17 protein-coding genes are annotated in these 18,304 nt (G+C 72.9%); 13 read left to right on the top strand and 4 right to left on the bottom strand.

The genetic code is table 11. The features are described 5' to 3' along the window. The first annotated feature begins 7 nt into the window (after nt 1-7). Nucleotides 8-892, top strand: coding sequence for an amino acid ABC transporter permease (locus K5S26_RS02065; protein WP_221855503.1), 885 nt, complete (start codon nt 8-10; stop codon nt 890-892). Continuing rightward, on the top strand, nt 889-1,683 hold the full coding sequence (locus K5S26_RS02060) for an amino acid ABC transporter ATP-binding protein (protein WP_221855501.1): 795 nt from the start codon (nt 889-891) through the stop codon (nt 1,681-1,683). Before K5S26_RS02065 ends, K5S26_RS02060 begins: the two co-directional genes overlap by 4 nt. A 133-nt stretch (nt 1,684-1,816) precedes the next feature. On the opposite strand, the gene K5S26_RS02055 is transcribed toward K5S26_RS02060, so the two are convergent. Both K5S26_RS02055 and K5S26_RS02050 read right to left on the bottom strand, forming a co-directional pair. After that, the gene (locus tag K5S26_RS02055; RefSeq protein WP_372454376.1) at nt 1,817-3,163 is read right to left on the bottom strand and encodes an acetyl-CoA C-acetyltransferase; all 1,347 of its coding nucleotides are present in this window, start codon (nt 3,161-3,163) and stop codon (nt 1,817-1,819) included. Nucleotides 3,164-3,195: 32 nt separating this feature from the next. Then, on the bottom strand, nt 3,196-4,398 hold the full coding sequence (locus K5S26_RS02050) for an aminotransferase-like domain-containing protein (RefSeq protein WP_308122717.1): 1,203 nt from the start codon (nt 4,396-4,398) through the stop codon (nt 3,196-3,198). 152 nt (nt 4,399-4,550) lie between these two features. Here K5S26_RS02050 and K5S26_RS02045 point away from each other — a divergent pair, with 152 nt between their 5' ends. The 11 genes from K5S26_RS02045 to K5S26_RS01995 all read left to right on the top strand — a co-directional run bounded on the left by K5S26_RS02045 (nt 4,551) and on the right by K5S26_RS01995 (nt 17,363). Further along, entirely contained in the window at nt 4,551-6,761 is a 2,211-nt protein-coding gene (locus K5S26_RS02045) for an NADP-dependent isocitrate dehydrogenase (protein ID WP_221855497.1), read from the top strand. Between the two features lie 150 nt (nt 6,762-6,911). Then, nucleotides 6,912-7,952 (top strand): iron-siderophore ABC transporter substrate-binding protein, encoded by a 1,041-nt coding sequence (locus K5S26_RS02040; RefSeq protein WP_246603414.1) that lies wholly within the window; start codon nt 6,912-6,914, stop codon nt 7,950-7,952. Then, nucleotides 7,949-9,004, top strand: coding sequence for a FecCD family ABC transporter permease (locus K5S26_RS02035; RefSeq protein ID WP_221855495.1), 1,056 nt, complete (start codon nt 7,949-7,951; stop codon nt 9,002-9,004). The genes K5S26_RS02040 and K5S26_RS02035 overlap by 4 nt, the downstream gene beginning before the upstream one ends. Continuing rightward, on the top strand, nt 9,004-10,059 hold the full coding sequence (locus K5S26_RS02030; RefSeq protein ID WP_221855493.1) for a FecCD family ABC transporter permease: 1,056 nt from the start codon (nt 9,004-9,006) through the stop codon (nt 10,057-10,059). The genes K5S26_RS02035 and K5S26_RS02030 overlap by 1 nt, the downstream gene beginning before the upstream one ends. Then, nucleotides 10,056-10,874 carry an ABC transporter ATP-binding protein gene (locus tag K5S26_RS02025; RefSeq protein WP_221855491.1) on the top strand — a complete coding sequence of 273 codons (819 nt, stop codon included), beginning with the start codon at nt 10,056-10,058 and terminating at the stop codon, nt 10,872-10,874. The genes K5S26_RS02030 and K5S26_RS02025 overlap by 4 nt, the downstream gene beginning before the upstream one ends. A 33-nt stretch (nt 10,875-10,907) precedes the next feature. After that, a complete protein-coding gene (locus K5S26_RS02020) occupies nt 10,908-11,849 on the top strand; it encodes a quinone oxidoreductase family protein (protein WP_221855489.1) in 942 nt (313 codons plus the stop codon). A gap of 73 nt (nt 11,850-11,922) precedes the next feature. After that, nucleotides 11,923-12,924, top strand: a complete 1,002-nt coding sequence (locus tag K5S26_RS02015; protein WP_221855487.1) for a Gfo/Idh/MocA family protein — start codon at nt 11,923-11,925, stop codon at nt 12,922-12,924. A gap of 47 nt (nt 12,925-12,971) precedes the next feature. Beyond that, nucleotides 12,972-13,991: an NYN domain-containing protein gene (locus K5S26_RS02010; protein ID WP_221855486.1), complete on the top strand. Its 1,020-nt coding sequence runs from the start codon at nt 12,972-12,974 to the stop codon at nt 13,989-13,991. Between the two features lie 89 nt (nt 13,992-14,080). Then, nucleotides 14,081-15,364, top strand: a complete 1,284-nt coding sequence (locus tag K5S26_RS02005) for an MFS transporter (RefSeq protein ID WP_221855484.1) — start codon at nt 14,081-14,083, stop codon at nt 15,362-15,364. Then, nucleotides 15,361-16,428: a M24 family metallopeptidase gene (locus tag K5S26_RS02000; RefSeq protein ID WP_221855482.1), complete on the top strand. Its 1,068-nt coding sequence runs from the start codon at nt 15,361-15,363 to the stop codon at nt 16,426-16,428. The genes K5S26_RS02005 and K5S26_RS02000 overlap by 4 nt, the downstream gene beginning before the upstream one ends. Before the next feature lie 26 nt (nt 16,429-16,454). Further along, nucleotides 16,455-17,363, top strand: coding sequence for a glycoside hydrolase family 43 protein (locus K5S26_RS01995; RefSeq protein ID WP_221855480.1), 909 nt, complete (start codon nt 16,455-16,457; stop codon nt 17,361-17,363). On the opposite strand, the gene K5S26_RS01990 is transcribed toward K5S26_RS01995, so the two are convergent. Then, nucleotides 17,353-17,769 carry a hypothetical protein gene (locus tag K5S26_RS01990; RefSeq protein WP_221855479.1) on the bottom strand — a complete coding sequence of 139 codons (417 nt, stop codon included), beginning with the start codon at nt 17,767-17,769 and terminating at the stop codon, nt 17,353-17,355. The genes K5S26_RS01995 and K5S26_RS01990 overlap by 11 nt on opposite strands. Nucleotides 17,770-17,874: 105 nt before the next feature. Further along, the gene (locus K5S26_RS01985; protein WP_221855477.1) at nt 17,875-18,261 is read right to left on the bottom strand and encodes a hypothetical protein; all 387 of its coding nucleotides are present in this window, start codon (nt 18,259-18,261) and stop codon (nt 17,875-17,877) included. Nucleotides 18,262-18,304 lie beyond the last annotated feature (43 nt).

The raw sequence follows: 18,304 nt of genomic DNA, 5'->3' as shown, positions 1-18,304 counted from the left end.
TCGCCCGATGACTTCTCCGGTCACGCCGGACCGGACGCGGCCGCCGGTCGTCCCGGTGCGGCACTACGGCCAGTGGATCACCGTCGCGATCGTCGTGGCGCTGCTGGCGAAGGTGATCTACGAGATCGCCGCCAACAGCGTGATCCGCTGGGAGGTCGTGGTCTCACGCTTCGGCGCGGAGGCCATCCTGCAGGGCCTCGGCGTGACCGTCGTGCTGACGATCGTCAGCATGGTGCTGGGAGTGGTGCTCGGCGTCGGCATCGCGGTGATGCGGATCTCGCGCAACCGCCTGCTGTCGGCGTTCGCCTTCGGCTTCGTGTGGCTGTTCCGCGGCACGCCGCTGCTGGTGCAGGTGCTGGTGTGGTTCAACCTGTCGCTGTTCCTGCCCACGATCGACCTCGGCTTCACCGTCTTCCAGACCAACACGATCCCGCCCTTCGCCGCCGCGATCCTCGCGCTCGCGCTGAACGAGGCCGCCTACATGGCGGAGATCGTCCGCGGCGGGATCCTGTCCGTGGACCGCGGCCAGGCCGAGGCCGCCGGCGCGCTCGGCATGACCCCCGGGCAGACGATGGCGCGGATCGTGCTGCCCCAGGCGATGCGCTCGATCCTGCCGCCCACCGGCAACGAGCTCGTGACGCTGCTGAAGGAGACCTCGCTCGTATCGGTGATCGGCGCGGGAGACATGCTCTACCGTGCGCAGCAGATCGGCGCGACGGACTTCACGCGCATGGAGATGCTGATCATCGCCGCCTGCTGGTACCTGGTGCTGACGACGGTCGCGAGCGTGCTGCAGCTGTGGATCGAGCGTCGCTTCGACAAGGACCGCGCCCCGTCCGCGTGGCTGGCGAGGATGCTGCCGCTGCGCGCCCGCAAGGAGGCCACCCGATGAGCACTCCCGTCGACACGACCGTGCCGCCCGCGCCGCTGGTCACGATCCAGGACGTCGAGAAGTCGTACGGCCACAACGAGGTGCTGAAGGGCGTGAGCCTCGAGGTGAACGCGGGCGAGGTCGTCGGCGTCCTCGGCCCGTCCGGCTCCGGGAAGTCGACGCTGCTGCGCTGCGTCAACCACCTGGAGGACGTGGACCGGGGCGAGATCCGCGTGGACGGCGTCCTGGTCGGCTATCGCGAGCACCGCGGCCGCCTCCACGAGCTGCGGCCGAAGGAGGTCGCGGCTCGGCGCCGTGACATCGGCATGGTGTTCCAGCGCTTCAACCTGTTCGGCCACCTGACGGCGCTCGAGAACGTGGTGGAGGCGCCGCTGCGCGTGCGTCGTCGTCCGCGCGCCGAGGCGCGTGCGGAGGCCATGGCGCTGCTCGACAGCGTCGGCCTGGCCCACCGCGCCGACGCCTACCCGTCGCAGCTGTCGGGCGGGCAGCAGCAGCGGGTGGCGATCGCCCGCGCGCTCGCCATGAAGCCGAAGGTGATGCTGTTCGACGAGCCCACCAGCGCGCTCGACCCCGAGCTCGTCGGCGAGGTGCTGGGCGTGATGCGCCGCCTGGCCGACGAGGGCATGACGATGATCGTGGTGACCCACGAGATCGGGTTCGCCCGCGAGGTCTGCGACCGCGTCGTGTTCATGGCCGACGGCGTCGTGGTCGAGCAGGGGCCGCCGTCCCAGGTGATCGATGCCCCGCAGCACGAGCGTACGCGCGCCTTCCTGGCCCGCATGTCCCGCTGACCGTCTCGCCGCTGCGGCCGTGGGCGCCCCGCAGGGCACGTGGATCAGGAGATCTGCGTCGTTCAGGAGGGACGCGGCCGGTGCCGGCCCATCCGCGCAGATCTCCTGATCCGCGCGAATGGGCCGGGCGCAGTCAGACCGACTCGATGAGCGCGGTGGCGCCGAGGCCGCCGGCGGCGCAGACCGAGAGGAGCGCGCGGACGGGTCCCCCGGTCTCGGCGGCCCGCTGCGCGACCAGCTTCGCGGCCGAGGCGAGGATGCGGCCTCCGGTGGCGGCGAAGGGATGACCGGCGGCGAGCGAGGAGCCGTTGACGTTGAGCCTCGCGCGGTCGACGGCGCCGAGCGCGCCGTCGAGGCCGAGCTCGGCGCGGCAGTAGGCGTCGTCCTCCCACGCGGCGAGCGTGGTGAGCACCGTCGCGGCGAACGCCTCGTGGATCTCGAGGAGGTCGATGTCGCCCAGCGTGAGGCCGTTGCGCGCGAGCAGGCGCGGCACGGCATGCACGGGCGCCATCAGCAGCCCCTCGCGGCCGCCGACGAAGTCGACCGCGGCCGTCTCGGCGTCGACGACCCGCGCCAACACCGGCAGGTCGCGCTCCTCGGCCCAGTCGCGCGACGCCAGCAGCACGGCCGAGGCGCCGTCCGTCAGCGGTGTCGAGTTGCCCGCGGTCATGGTCGGTGTCGACGGGAGACCCTTTCCGAACACGGGACTCAGGCTCGCGAGCTTCGCCAGGGAGGTGTCGGCGCGCAGGTTGTCATCGCGCGTGAGGCCGCGGAAGGGCGTGACCAGGTCGTCGAAGAAACCCGCCTCCCATGCTCTCGCCAGGTTCTGATGGCTGTGCAGCGCGATCTCGTCCTGTGCCTCGCGTGCGATGCCCCAGTGCGCCGTCGTGAGGGCCTGGTGCTCGCCCATGGACAGCCCCGTGCGCGGCTCGTCGGTCGAGGGGCTCAGCGGCTTGAGATCGGCCGGGCGCAGTCTCGCGAGCGCTTTCAGGCGCTGCGTCAGCGTCTTGGCGTGCGAGGCGTCCAGCAGCACCCGGCGCAGGCCCTCGCTCACGGCGATCGGGGCGTCGGAGATCGTGTCGGTGCCGCCGGCCACGCCCGACTCGATCTGACCGAGCCTGATCTTGTTCGACACCGCGATGGCGGCCTCGAGTCCCGTGGCGCAGGCCTGCTGCAGGTCGTATGCCGGCGTCTGCGGCGACAGCGACGAGCCGAGCACGCACTCACGGACGAGGTTGAAGTCGCGGGAGTGCTTCAGGACCGCGCCGGCGACGACCTCGCCGAGGCGCTCGCCCTGGAGGGCGAAGCGCTCGACGAGGCCCTCGAGCGCGGCGGTGAGCATCTCCTGGTTCGAGGCGTCGGCATACCTCCTGCCCGCCCGGGCGAAGGGGATGCGGTTGCCGCCGATCACGACGGCGTCGCGCAGCGCGGGCGCGCTCGGTGTGCTCGTGCTCGTGGTGGTGGTGGAGCGTGTGGCCACGTCGTCGTTCCTTCGCTCGGGGGTGGGTTCGATCATCCGCGCTGCGCAAGGGACCGGACGGCGTCGCCCAGACGACGGACCCCCTCGGCGAGCCGGTCCTCGGGCTCGAAGCTGTACGCGAGGCGCATCGTGTCGGCGCGGCTGCCGTCCGCCATGAACTCGCTGCCGGGGACGTAGACCACGCGGGCGGCGATCGCGGCGTCGAGCAGCGGGGCCGTCGGGGCGCCGGGCGGCAGCGTGACCACCGTGAAGAAGCCGCCCTCCGGCCGTGTCCAGGAGGTGCCATCGGGCATGTGCCGCTCGAGGGCCGCCATCAGGGCGTCGCGGCGCCCGCGGTAGACCTCGGTGCTGCGGCGCACGTGCTCGCGCCAGTCGGTCTCGACCACGAACCGCTCGGCGAGCAGCTGGCCGGGCACCGAGGCGTGGATGATCGCGGCCTCGATCACCAGCTGCGCCCGGGCCCGCAGCTCGGGCGGCGCGACCAGCCAGCCGACCCGCAGGCCGGGCGAGAAGATCTTCGAGAACGACCCCAGGTAGACGACGTTCTCCGGGTCGCGGGCGTACAGCGTGGTCCGCGGCACGTCGTCGAAGGCGAGCAGGCCGTACGGGTTGTCCTCGACGATCACGATGCCCTCGCGCCGGCAGATCTCCACGACGGCGTCGCGTCGCGGCTCGCTGAGGGTCGCGCCCGACGGGTTGCCGAACGTCGGCACCGTGTAGAGGAAGGGGATGCGGGAGCCCGACGCCCGCACGCGCGCGATCGTCTCCTCGAGAGCGGCCGGGACGATGCCGTCGTCGTCGATCGGCACCTGTGCGACCGCCGCCTCGAGCCCGCCGAAGACCGCCAGCGCGCCGACGTAGGTCGGCGCCTCCGCGAGCACGGTGTCGCCCGGGTCGATCAGCAGCGTCGCGATCGCCTGCAGCGCCAGCTGCGACCCGGCGGTGACCTGGATCCGCTCCGCGTCGGCCTCGACGCCCTCGGCGCGCATCACCTCCCGGATCGCCTCGATCGTGCCGTCGAGGCCCTGCGCAGGCTGGTACTGCAGCGCGTCGACGCCGCGGTCGCGGATCAGGCCCGCGGAGAGCTCGGCGACCCGGTCGCGCGGCAGCGCGGCGAGATCGGGGCTGCCGCCGGCGAGCGAGATCATGCCGGGACGCATCGCGATGTCGAACACCGATCGCACGCCGGACGGTCGGAAGCGCGCGGCACGGGATGCGTAGGTCACCGGGGTCACGATGCGATGCTCTCACGCCCGCGGCGAGCGCGCCCGCCGGCGCCGAACCGGAGCGACGCACGCCCTCAGGTATCTTGAGATCGAGAGAATCCGCGCCCTGCCGACCGGCAGTCGGGCGCCGATCCGGTACCGACCCCTGGAGCTTCTTCCGCATGTCGAAGATCATCTACACGCACACCGACGAGGCACCGCTGCTGGCGACGTACTCGTTCCTGCCGATCGTCGCGGGCTACGCGGCGAAGGCGGGCATCGAGATCGAGACCCGCGACATCTCGCTCGCCGGACGCATCCTCGCGCAGTTCCCGGAGCGCCTCACCGAGGAGCAGCGCGTGGGCGACGCGCTCGCCGAGCTCGGCGAGCTCGCGCACGACCCGTCGGCGAACATCATCAAGCTCCCGAACATCTCGGCGTCGGTGCCGCAGCTCGAGGCGGCCATCGCCGAGCTCCAGGCGCTCGGCTACGACATCCCCGCCTACTCCGCCAACCCGGAGACCGACGAGGAGCGCGACGCCGCGGCCCGCTACGACCGGGTCAAGGGCTCCGCCGTCAACCCGGTGCTGCGCCAGGGCAACTCCGACCGCCGCGCCCCCGCCTCCGTGAAGGCGTACGCCAAGGCGCACCCCCACTCGATGGGCACGTGGAGCGCCGACTCGAAGACCGACGTGGCGACGATGGGCCACGACGACTTCTTCGCGAACGAGAAGTCGTACGTGTCGCCGTCCGACGACACGCTGCGCATCGAGCACGTCGACGCGTCCGGCGCGATCACGGTGCTCAAGAGCGACCTGAAGGTGCTCGAGGGCGAGGTCGTGGACGCGACGTTCATGAGCGCGAAGGCGCTGGACGCGTTCCTCGAGGAGCAGGTCGCGCGCGCGAAGGCCGAGGGCGTGCTGTTCTCGGTGCACCTCAAGGCGACCATGATGAAGGTCAGCGACCCGATCCTGTTCGGCCACGTGGTCAAGGCCTTCTTCAAGCCCGTGTTCGAGAAGCACGGCGCCGACCTGGCCGCCGCCGAGCTGTCGCCCAACGACGGGCTGGGCGCGATCCTCGCGGGGCTGGACGCGCTGCCGAACGGCGCGGAGATCAAGGCCGCCTTCGACGCCGCCCTCGCGGAGGGCCCCGAGCTCGCGATGGTCAACTCGGACAAGGGCATCACCAACCTGCACGTGCCCAGCGACGTCATCGTCGACGCGTCGATGCCCGCCATGATCCGCATCGGCGGCCACATGTGGGGACCGGACGGCCAGGAGGCCGACACGCTCGCGGTGATCCCCGACTCGTCGTACGCCGGCATCTACCAGGCGACGATCGACGACTGCCGGGCCAACGGCGCGCTCGACCCGGCCACCATGGGCACGGTGCCGAACGTGGGCCTCATGGCCCAGGCGGCCGAGGAGTACGGCTCGCACGACAAGACGTTCGAGATCGCCGACGCCGGAACGGTGCGCGTCGTCAGCTCGTCCGGAGACGTGCTCCTGTCGCATGAGGTCGAGGCGGGCGACGTCTGGCGCGCGTGCCAGACGAAGGACGCGCCCATCCGCGACTGGGTGAAGCTCGCCGTGCAGCGCGCCCGCCTGTCGGACACGCCCGCCGTGTTCTGGCTCGACGTGAACCGCGCCCACGACGCCAACCTCATCGCGAAGATCGAGCAGTACCTGCCCGAGCACGACACCGAGGGGCTCGAGATCCACGTCATGGCGCCCGCGGAGGCCACCGCGTTCTCGCTGGCGCGCATCCGCCAGGGCCTCGACACCATCTCGGTGACCGGCAACGTCCTGCGCGACTACAACACCGACCTCTTCCCGATCCTCGAGGTCGGCACCTCGGCGAAGATGCTCTCCATCGTGCCGCTCATGGCCGGAGGCGGCCTGTTCGAGACGGGTGCGGGCGGCTCGGCCCCCAAGCACGTGCAGCAGCTCGTCGCGGAGGACTACCTGCGCTGGGACTCGCTGGGCGAGTTCTTCGCTCTGGCCGCCTCCTTCGAGCACCTCGCCCAGGCCACCGGCAACGACAAGGCACAGGTGCTGGCCGACACGCTCGACCGGGCGACGGGCACGTTCCTCGACGAGGACCGCTCGCCGGGCCGCCGGCTGGGCACGATCGACAACCGCGGATCGCACTTCTACCTCGCCCTGTACTGGGCGCAGGAGCTGGCGCGACAGACCGACGACGCCGAGCTCGCCGGGGCGTTCGCACCGCTCGCGGAGCGGCTCGCCGCCGACGAGAGGTCGATCGTCGAGGAGCTGCTCGCCGTACAGGGCGAGAGCGCCGACATCGGGGGCTACTACCGCCCGGACGCCGCGAAGGCGGGCGCCGTGATGCGCCCGTCCGCCACGTTCAACGACGCGATCGCCGCCCTCTAGCCGGCATCGCCGACGGCACGGCCCCGTCCCCTCGCCGAGGGGGCGGGGCCGTCCTCGTGCGTCCGGCTTTGAGACGAGCCGCGGGCGGTGTAACTTAGGTGAGCCTCACTTTGGTAGAGGCGCCCCGTCATCCTCCCGAAGGGATCTCCCTTGCGCATCGCACGCTATCTCGGCGCGGCCACGGCCGCCGTCGCCATGACCGTCTCCCTCGCCGCCTGCTCCACCTCGACCGCCCCCGCGGGCGAGTCGTCGGCGCCCGCAGCCGCCGACGACGCGGCGTTCCCCATCGAGATCGAGCACGCGCTCGGCACCACCACGATCGAGGCGCAGCCCGAGCGCGTCGTCTCGATCGGCTGGGCCAACCAGGACGTCGCCCTCGCGCTCGGCGTCGCGCCGGTCGGCGTCGACGACCAGACGTGGTCGATGGACGGCTCCGACGGCCTCGGCCTGTACGAGTGGACGACCGACGCGTACGAAGAGCTCGGCGCCGAGGAGCCCGACATCTTCGACACCACCGACGGCGTCGACTTCGAGGCCATCGCCGACGCCCAGCCGGACGTCATCCTCGGCGCCTACTCCGGTCTCACCGAGGACGACTACGCGACGCTCTCCGAGATCGCCCCGACCGTCGCGTTCCCGGAGCTCGCCTGGGGCACGCAGTGGCGCGACGCCATCACCCTGGACGCCACCGCGCTCGGTCTCGCCTCGGAGGGCGAGCAGCTGATCGCCGACCTCGACCAGCAGATCGCCGACGCCACGGCCGACTCCGACTTCTCCGGCAAGACCGCCGCGCTGTTCTCCTTCAGCGCCGCCGACCTGTCCTCGGGCTGGATCTACTCCGACATCGACCCGCGCACCGCCTTCCTCACGGACCTCGGCTTCACCGCCCCCGAGGCGTCGCTGGCCGCGGGCGCCGAGGGCGAGTTCGCGCTCGAGGTCTCGGCTGAGAACGCCGACCAGCTCGCCGACGTCGACGTGATCGTCAGCTACGGCGACGAGGACCTGCTCGCCGCGCTCCAGGCCGACCCGCTGTGGAACACGCTGCCGGCCGTGCAGAACGGCGCCGTCGTCACGCTGGGCGGCAACGGCGAGGGACTCGCGGCCGCCTCGTCGCCCACGGCCCTGTCGATCCCGTGGATGCTCGACGAGTACGTCGGCCTGCTGGACGACGCGGTCGCCAAGGCGGAGTGACCGTCCTCACCGACGAGACACGACGCGCAGCCGGCCCGCGGTCGGCTGCGCGTCGTCGTTCCGTCTTCCTCACCGGGATCCTGATCGCCATCGCCATCGCGGTGGCGCTGTCGCTCGCCCTGGGATCCCGCTCGGTCTCCATCGAGGAGGTCGCCGAGGGGCTCTCGGCATGGCTGCAGGGCCAGACCGCGCAGGACATCGGCGCGATCGCCGTGCAGCAGCGGATCCCGCGCACCGTCCTCGCGATCGTCGCGGGCGCGGCGCTCGGCCTCTCCGGCGCGCTCATGCAGGCGGTGACGCGCAATCCGATCGCGGACCCCGGCATCCTCGGCGTGAACACGGGCGCCGCGCTGTTCGTCGTCTGCGGCATCGCCTTCCTCGGCATCACCTCGACGATCGAGTACCTCGTGCTCGCCCTCGCCGGCGGCACGATCGTCGCAGTCTTCGTGTACGTCATCGGCTCCCTCGGGCCCGGAGGCTCGACGCCGATCAAGCTCGCCCTCGCCGGCGCGGCGACGACCGCGGCCCTGTCGTCCCTCGTGAGCGCCGTGCTGCTCCCCCGCATCGCCGCGATGGACGTGTTCCGCTTCTGGCAGGTGGGCGGCGTCGCCGGGGCCGACTGGTCGACGCTCGCGATCGTCGCGCCGCTGCTCGCCGTCGCCGCGCTCGTCTCGCTCCTGTGCGCACCGGTGCTGAACGCCCTCGCGCTGGGCGAGGAGGTGGCGGCCGGCCTCGGCGTCAACGTGAACGCCGCGCGCATCGTCGCGTCGGCCGCGGGCGTCGTCCTCTGCGCGGCGGTCACGGCCGTCGCCGGACCCATCGCGTTCGTCGGTCTCATGGTGCCGCACGTCATGCGCATGCTCTTCGGGCCGGACCAGCGCTGGCTGCTGCCGGCCTCCGCTCTCGGCGGAGCCGTGCTGCTCACCCTCTCCGACACCATCGGACGTCTGCTGGGCTATCCGGGCGAGGTGGAGGCCGGGATCGTCACGGCGTTCGTCGGCGCGCCGGTGCTCATCGTCATCGCCCGTCGCACGCGACTGAAGGCCCTCTGATGACGATCATGACCCCGTCCGCGCCCCCCGAGACGATCCAGGCGATCCAGCTGGGTCGCCGTCGCCGCACACGGCGCCGCCTCGTCGCCGTGGGCGTGCTCACCGCGCTCCTGCTGGCGCTCATGGCGGCCATGCTGATGCTCGGCAACACGATCTACCCCGTCGAGGACGTCGTCGGCGTCATGCTCGGCGAGACCGTGCCGGGCGCCTCGTTCACCGTCGGCACGCTGCGGATCCCGCGGATGATCACGGGCGTGCTCGCCGGGATCGCGTTCGGGGTCGCCGGCACCACGTTCCAGACCATGCTGCGCAACCCGCTGGCGAGCCCCGATGTGATCGGCATCACCTCGGGCGCGAGCGCCGCCGCGGTCCTGTGCCTGGTGGTGCTGCACTGGGGCGCCGGTGCGACCATGGCGGTCGCGCTCGTGGCGGGGATCGCCACGGCGATCGTCATCTCGTTCGCCGCGCGCGGGGGCGAGTCGACCGGGGGACGCCTCATCCTGATCGGCATCGGCGTCGGCGCGATGCTCGACGCCGTCGTGTCGTTCCTCATCCAGCGGGCGGCCGAGTGGGATCTCCCGGTGGCGATGCGCTGGCTCACGGGCAGCCTCAACGGCTCGGACTGGCAGGGCGTCGTGCCCCTCGCGATCGCCACGGCGCTGCTGCTGCCGCTCGTCCTCTTCCTCTCGCGCGACCTGCGGGCGCTCGAGCTCGGCGACGGGTCGGCGACGGCGCTCGGCGTGCGCGTCGACAGGGCGCGGCTGCTCCTCATCGTCTCGGCCGTCGCCCTCGCGTGCTTCGCGACTGCGACGACGGGACCGATCGCCTTCGTCGCCTTCCTCGCCGGCCCGATCGCCGCGCGCCTCGTCGGCCCCGGCACGAGCCTCACGATCCCCGCCGCCCTGACCGGCGCGGTGCTGGTGCTCGCCGCCGACCTCATCGGGCAGTTCGCATTCGACACGTCGTTCCCCGTCGGCGTCATCACCGGCGTGCTCGGCGCGCCCTACCTGCTCTACCTGCTCATCCGCACGAACCGCACCGGAGGCTCCTCGTGACCACCACCCCCACCCTCCAGGCCTCGCAGCTCGTCTCCGGCTACGGTGCCTCCCCCATCGTCAAGGGCGTCGACCTGACGGTGCCGAGCGGCAGGATCAGCGTCATCGTCGGCGCCAACGCGTGCGGCAAGTCGACGCTGCTGAAGACCCTCGCACGGCTGCTCTCGCCCCAGACCGGCGAGGTCGTGCTCGACGGGCAGAGCATCGCGTCGATCCCGACCAAGCAGCTCGCGCGATCGCTGGGCCTGCTGCCGCAGTCGCCGATCGCCCCCGAGGGCATCGCGGTCGCCGACCTCGTCGGGCGCGGCCGGCATCCCCATCAGAAGATGTTCCGCTCCTGGTCGCCGGCGGACGAGGCCGCCGTCGCGGAGGCACTCGCCGCCACGGGCGTCTCGGAGCTCGCCGACCGCGCGGTCGACGAGCTGTCCGGCGGGCAGCGGCAACGCGTCTGGATCGCCATGGCGCTCGCGCAGGAGACGGGCATCCTCCTGCTCGACGAGCCCACGACGTTCCTCGACGTCGCCCACCAGATCGAGGTGCTCGACCTGCTGACCGACCTGAACCGCTCGAAGGGCACCACGATCGTGATGGTGCTGCACGACATGAACATGGCCGCCCGATACGCGGACCACGTCTTCGCCATGCGGCAGGGCGAGCTCGTCGCGAGCGGCCCGCCGGCCGACGTGATGACGAGCGACCTCATCTCGCAGGTGTTCGAGCTCGACGCGGTCGTCATCCCCGACCCGGTGTCGGGCGCCCCCATGGTGCTGCCGCGCGGGCGGCACCATGTGCTGCCTCCCTCCGACATCGCCTGACGGGCGCCGTCGCGCGGCGCTACCCTGAGCGGTATGGCGAAGGCGATCCACTACACCGAGTTCGGCGGCCCCGAGGTCCTCACCCTCGACGACATCCCCGACCCCGTCCCGGCGGCGGGCCAGGTCGCGATCCGCGTCGAGGCCGCGGGCGTGAACCCGATCGACTGGAAGCTGCGCGAGGCCATCCGGCCGTCCGCGCCGATCACGAAGCCCCGTGGCACGGGCACGGACGGCGCGGGTCATGTCACCGCCGTCGGCGACGACGTCGACGGCGTCCGCGTCGGCGACCCGGTGGTCTTCGCGGGCAAGCTCGGCGCCTACGCCACGGACCTCGTCGTGCCGGCCGACAAGGTGTTCGCGCGGCCGGCGGGCGTCTCGGCGTCGGTCGGCGCCGCCCTCGGCACGCCCGTGGGCACCGCCTACCAGGCGCTGCGCTCCCTCGCCGTGCGCGGCGACGACACCCTGCTCGTGCACGGCGGCTCCGGCTCGGTGGGGCAGGCGGCGATCCAGCTGGCCGTGCTGGCGGGCGCCCGCGTGCTCGCGACCACCAGCGACGCGCGCGCCGATCGGGTGGCCGACCTGGGCGCCGAGCCCGTCGCGTACGGCGACGGGCTCGTCGAGAGGGTGCGCGACACGGCTCCGGACGGCGTGACCGTCGTGCTCGACTGCGCAGGAACCGACGAGGCGCTCGAGGCGTCCGTCGAGCTGCTCGAGGACCGCTCCCGCATCGCGACGATCGTGCGCGGCGCGGACGCCGCGGGTCTCGGCATCCGCGCGTTCTCGGGCGGCGCGCCGGATCCCCTCACCGAGCAGCAGCTGACCTGGCGGTCGGAGGCCATCCCGGTCGTGCTCGCACTGCTGGCCGCCGGCCGCTTCTCGGTCGAGCTGGGCGAGCGCTTCCCCCTCGATCGGGCGGCGGACGCGCAGCGGGCGAGCCGCGACGGCGCGCCCGGCAAGCTGTTGATCGTGCCCTGACCTCGCGCGGACGACGAGCGACGACCGCGGACCCCCGGGACACACGTCCCATGACCCCACGTAGGCTCGAGGCATGACCGGACACGCGACTGACTCACGGCTCCGCTGGGGCATCCTCGCCACGGGCGGCATCGCACACGCCTTCGCCTCCGACCTGCGGACGGCCGGCCTCGACCTCGCAGCGGTGGGATCGCGCTCCCAGGCATCGGCCGACGCGTTCGCGGCCGAGTTCGGCATCGCCCGTGCGCACGGCTCGTACGAGGAGCTGGCAGCCGACCCCGACATCGACATCGTCTACGTGTCGACGCCGCACCCGATGCACGCAGCGAACGCCCGGCTGGTGCTCGAGGCGGGCAAGCACGCGCTGGTCGAGAAGCCGTTCACGCTGAACCGAGGCGAGGCGCAGGAGCTCGCCGACCTGGCGCGGGAGATGGGCCTGCTCGTCATGGAGGCGATGTGGACGCGCTACCTGCCGCACATGGTGCGCGTGCGGGAGATCATCGAGTCCGGGACGCTCGGAGAGGTGCGTGCGCTGTTCGCCGACCACACGCAGCGCCTGCCGCAGGACCCAGGGCACCGCATCAACGCGATGAGCCTCGGCGGCGGGGCACTGCTCGACCTCGGCATCTACCCGGTGTCGTTCGCCTGGGACATCCTGGGCGAGCCGGTCACGGTCCAGGCCGCGGCCCGGTTCGGCGAGACGGGGGCCGACGCCGAGGTCGCCACCGTCATGGCCCACGCGTCGGGCGCCCTGTCGACGACGATCTCGTCCTCGCGCGCCGCGGGCGCGAACACCGCCCACATCGTGGGCGCCGAGGCCCGCATCGACATCGACCGCGTCTGGTACACGCCCACGTCGTTCACCGTCACGGCGCCGGACGGCACGGTCCTCGAGCGCTACGAGTCCCACGTCGAGGGACGCGGCATGCAGTACCAGGCGATCGCCGCCGAGGGCTTCGTGGCCGAGGGCCTGCTCGAGGGCCGGGAGCTGCCGCTCGACGAGTCCCTGGCGATCATGGGCACGCTCGACGAGATCCGCGCCCAGATCGGCCTCACCTATCCCGGGGAGAGCTGATCCCCCGGACGTCCCTCCCCTCAGCGCCCCCTTCAGAGACTGGAACCATGGCAGACTCCCCCGACGCCCGCGTGGCCGTATACCTCGACTTCGACAACATCGTGATGAGCTGGTACGACCGCGTGCACGGCCGCAACTCGTACAGCAGGGACCGGCAGCGGATCGCCGAGGACCCCACCGACCCGGAGATCGCCGCGAAGCTCTCGCTGGCGACGATCGACGTCGGCGCGATCATCGACTACGCGGCGTCCTTCGGCACGTTGGTGCTGACGCGCGCATATGCCGACTGGTCGTCCCCGGTCAACGCGATCTACCGGTCGCAGCTCGTCGGCCGGGCCGTCGACCTGGTGCAGCTGTTCCCGGCGGCCGCGTACGCCAAGAACGGCGCCGACATCCGGCTGGCCGTCGACACCGTCGAGGACATGTTCCGCCTGCCCGATCTGACGCACGTGGTCATCGTGGCGGGCGACTCGGACTACGTGCCGCTCGCCCAGCGCTGCAAGCGCCTCGGCCGTTACGTGATCGGCCTCGGCGTCGCGGGCTCCACCGCCAAGTCGCTCGCGGCCGCGTGCGACGAGTTCGAGGCGTACGACACGCTCCCCGGCGTGACGCTGCCGGCGAAGCCGAAGCAGAACGCCGCGAAGTCCGAGCCGGCGCCCGCGGACGACGCCCCCGCCGGCGAGACCTCGAGTGCGGAGGCGACGGCCGGGGACGCACCGTCGAAGCAGCGCAGCCGGCGCGCGTCGCGGGCGAAGCAGGCGCCGCCCGCCGAGCCGCCGGCCGAGCCGCTTTTCTCCGGGGTGCCGTTCGACGAGATCCCCCCGGAGGACCTGCACGCGGCCGCCTCGCGGCTGCTCGAGCGGGCGCTGCGGCTGGGTCGGGACAAGGGCGACGACGCCGAGTGGCTGCACACGTCGGCGGTCAAGCAGCACATGCGCCGGATGGACCCCTCCTTCAGCGAGAAGACGCTCGGCTTCCGCTCGTTCACCGATTTCGTGAAGTCGCGCGAGACGCTGGCCGAGGTGCAGGAGAGCGGCCACGAGCGGCTCGTCCGGCTCAAGGACTGAGGCGTCCGGACGCTCCCACCGCCGTCCGGGCGCTCTCGCCAGGTGGGCGCACCCCTGCGTGAAAGCGGTTTCTCCGCTAGCCTGAGGGCGTGCGCCGGTACCTCCTGGATCTGACCCCGCTGCGCACCTCCCCCGCCTACCTGCGGTTCTGGACGAGCGGCGTCTTCGGCGGCATCGGCGTGCAGCTCACCGCCGTCGCGATCGGCATCCAGGTGTACGAGATCAGCGGCTCCACCGCCGCCGTCGCGCTCGTGGGCGGGCTGGCGCTCGCGCCGATGATCGTGATGGGCGTGCTCGGCGGAGCGATCGTCGACGCGTTCGACCGCCGACGCGTGCTGATCGTCGCCTCCACGATCTCGTTCGTCGCGCCGGTCGGGATCGCCGCCCTCGCCTGGGCCGACGTGCGCACGCTCTGGCCCTACTACGCCTTCACGACGCTCTCGTCCACCGTCGGCGCGCTCGTCGGGGCCGCGCGGTTCGCGATCCATCCTCGGCTCGTGCCCCGCGAGCAGCTGCCGGCCGTGGCCGCTCTCAGCGGGCTCAGCGCCGGCCTGCAGAGCGCGCTCGGCCCCGCCCTCGCCGGCGTGCTGGTCGCGACCGTCGGCTTCGCGTGGACCTATTCGATCGACGTCGCCCTGTTCCTCGTGGGCTTCTGGGGCATCGTCTCGCTGCCCGCGATCCTGCCCGAGGGACGCACGGAGTCCGGCTGGCCTGCCGTCGTCTCGGGCTTCCGGTTCCTGCGCGGCGCGGCGAACCTGCGCACCGCCATCTGGCTGCAGCTGGCATCGTTCGCGTTCGGCCGCAGCTACGCGATCCTGCCCGCCGTCGGCGCCGTCCTCGTCGGCGGCGACGCGACCGTCGTCGGCCTCCTGACCGCGTCGGGTGCCGTGGGGGTGATCCTGTCCGGCCTGTTCTCCGGACGCCTCGTCGGCGTGCGCCGCCACGGCCGCGCGGTCGCGATCGGCACCGTCGCCTTCGGCGCTGCGGTGTCGCTGTTCGGCCTGCTGCTGCTCGGCTTCGAGCTCGCCGGCCGCCCCGTCTCCGGCTCCCGCCCGGACCTGCTGGCTCTGGTCGCCCTGTGCGCCGCGCTCGTGCTCGTCGGCGCGAGCGACAACGTCGCGGGCATCTTCCGCACCACCATGATGCAGTCGGCCACCCCGGACACGCTGCGCGGTCGCCTGCAGGGAATCAACACCCTCGTCCTGACCGCGGGCCCGCGCGCCGGCGACGTGTACGCCGGGATGCTCGCCGCCGGGGGCCTGCTGTTCCTCCCTCCCCTTCTCGGCGGGGCGCTCATCGTCGCGATCGCGCTGCTGCTGCTGCGGCTGCGCCCCGGATTCCGCACCTACGACGCATTGGAGCCCGTGCCATGACCCTGCTGTCCGCCCAGCCCGCGAGCGCCGACCGGCCGCTCAAGCACGCCCGCCTCGTCGACATCCTCGACGAACGGGGAGCCGACCGCATCCTGCTCACCTCGCCCGAGGCTCTCGCCTGGTACTTCGACGGGCCCCGCACCGGCGTGCCCCTCGGCGGCCCGCCGGTGTTCGCGGCGACGGTCCACCGCGACGGGTCGGCGGTGGTGACGGCGCCGGCGAACGAGGCCGACCGCCTCGCCGCCGAGGAGGTGCCCGGCGCCGAGTTCCGCGTCGTTGACTGGTACGACGACCTGTCGACGACGGAGCCGGGTGTGCTGCGCGACGCCGACGTCGCCGACGAGCTCCGCGCCGCACGCGCCGTGCTGCTGCCCCTCGAGCTCGGGCGCTACCGCGCGCTCGGGCGCGACATGGCTCGCGTCATGACCGAGGTGCTGGCGCGGGTCACGCCGCAGACGACCGAGCGAGAGCTCGCCGGGCTCCTCGTCCGCGGCGCGTTCGCCGCCGGCGCCGAGCCGTCGGTCGCGCTCGTCGCCGGGGCCTCACGCGGGCACGTCCCGCATCCGCTGCCGACGGACGCGCCCCTCGGAGCCCGCGCCATGGCGGTGCTCACGGGCCGACGCCACGGCCTGCACGTGAGCCTCACCCGGTGGGTGCTGCTCGCCGGCGCCGACGGCGGGGCGTGGACGGACGCCGAGCAGCGGCTGCAGGAGGTGGAGGCGGACGCCTGGGCCGCCACCCGCCCCGGACGCCCGATGGGCGACGTGCTGGGCGACATCGCCGCCGCCTACGAAGCCCACGGGTTCGGCGCCGACGCCTGGCTCGCCCACCATCAGGGAGGCCCGACCGGATACGCCGGCCGCGACCCGAAGGCCGGGCCCGCCACGTCGGCACTCGTGCACGCGGGACAGGCGTTCGCCTGGAACCCGTGGGCCCCCGGCGTCAAGGCTGAGGACACCGTCGTGATCGCCCCGGACGGCGTGGAGGTGCTGTCGCTCGACCCCGCGTGGCCGACCGTCGACGTGCGCGGCGTCGCCCGCCCCCTCCCCCTGGACCTCTCCTGACCGCTCCCGCAGAATCGACACCAGCCATGCGCCTCGAAGACATCCAGATCCGCGATCCGTTCGTCCTGCACGTCCCCGCGGACGCGGACGGGCCCGCGCCCCGGACCAGCACCGGCCGCTACCACCTGTTCGGCAGCACCGACGTCGACATCTGGTCAGGCCCCGCGACGGGGTTCGACACCTACTGGAGCGACGACCTGGAGCACTGGCACGGGCCCGCACCGGCGTTCCGTCCGTCGCCCGACTTCTGGTCGCACACCCAGTACTGGGCGCCCGAGGTGCACCGCTACCGCGATGCGTTCTACATGTTCGCCACCTTCACCGCCGAGGGCGAGCGGCGCGGCACGCAGGTGCTGCGCGCGGAGCGTCCGGAGGGCCCGTACGAGCCCTGGTCGGACGGGCCTCTCACCCCGCGCGCCTGGGAGTGCCTCGACGGCACCCTCCATCTCGAGGGCGACGGCACGCCCTACCTCGTCTTCTGCCACGAGTGGAAGGACGTCGGCGACGGCGAGGTGCAGGCGGTCCGGCTCTCCGACGATCTGCGCGCAACGGTCGGCGAGCCGTTCCTGCTGTTCCGAGCGTCCGAGGCGCCGTGGGCACGGTCTATCCCTCGCCCGGAGTTCCCCGAGGTGTACGTCACCGACGGGCCGTCGATGCACCGCACCCGCGACGGGCGGCTGACGATGCTGTGGTCGAGCTTCGGCGACTCCGGGTACGCGATGGGCGTCGCGACCTCCGCCTCCGGCGACATCGCGGGGCCGTGGACGCAGGCGGACGAGCCGATCTGGCCGGCCGACGGCGGACACGGGATGATCTTCGCCGACGCCTCCGGCAAGCTGTTCCTGACGCTGCACACGCCGAACCGCACGCCGGACGAGCGCGCCCGCCTGTTCCCCCTCGAGGAGACGCCCGACGGGCTGCGCCTCAGGCGCTGACGGGGCGGAGGCCGCCCGGCGTCTCGACGAGGAGCTCGAGGTCGGCCGGCACCGGCCAGCCCGGCAGCTCGTGCACGCCGCGCCCGGCCTCCATCCACTCGACCTGCTCGTCCTCGGTCCAGTCGCGCCCCTCGCTGATCGAGAGCGTGGACAGCCGTCCGCCGAGGACCGTCAGGTACACCTCGAAGACCCGCCCGTCGAGCGGACGGTACAGCCCCACGACCGGGAAGTTCGCATCGCCCGGGACGGCGAGGGGCAGGTCGCCCGGCACCTCGAGACCGATGCCGGGCCAGAAGCCGTCGGGGTCCGGACCCTCGTACCGCACCGCCCTGGCCGATGCGAGCTGCGCGCGCAGCTCGGCCGAGCCGTATCCCTCGTCGGCGGCGAGCAGCGCCTCGACCAGCACGCGCACCTCGTCGGGCAGCTCGATCGTCTCCTCGACAGCCTCCTCGACGGGCTCGGCGAACGCGTCGTCGTCCGCGGGCGCGACGGGGCCGCGCCGGCCCGTCCATCACGCCACCGCGGCGAGCGCGGCGCCGCCGGCCGCCATCAGCACGCGCGGGCGCCGCACCCCGCGGCGGGCGAGGCCGTCATGGAGCCGGGCGTCCACGCTCTCGGTCATCTCGGCGGCGGCCATCAGCACCCCGGCCGCCCCGGCGGCGTAGCCCGCCGATGCGACGGCGGGCACCTCCGCACGCAGGTCGGTGCGCATCGCCGCCCACGCCGTCCACGCGGCGAGCACGCCGTTCGCCAGGCGGTACAGCAGGCGCCCGCGCCCGCCGAGCCGCCGCGGATCGATGAGCAGGATCGCGGCGTTCACCGCGGTCCAGGCGACGCCGTGCGCGACGCTGCGGGTGTCGTTCAGACGCGCCACCGCGTCGCGTGCCGAGAGAGCCATCCCTCCACGCTATCCGCGGCCCGCGGCGATCCCGACCACCGCC

This window comes from Microbacterium marinilacus (genome assembly GCF_019753765.1).
In the GTDB taxonomy this organism is placed as follows: Bacteria; Actinomycetota; Actinomycetes; order Actinomycetales; family Microbacteriaceae; genus Microbacterium; species Microbacterium marinilacus.
This window is presented reverse-complemented; position numbering and strand designations above follow the sequence as displayed.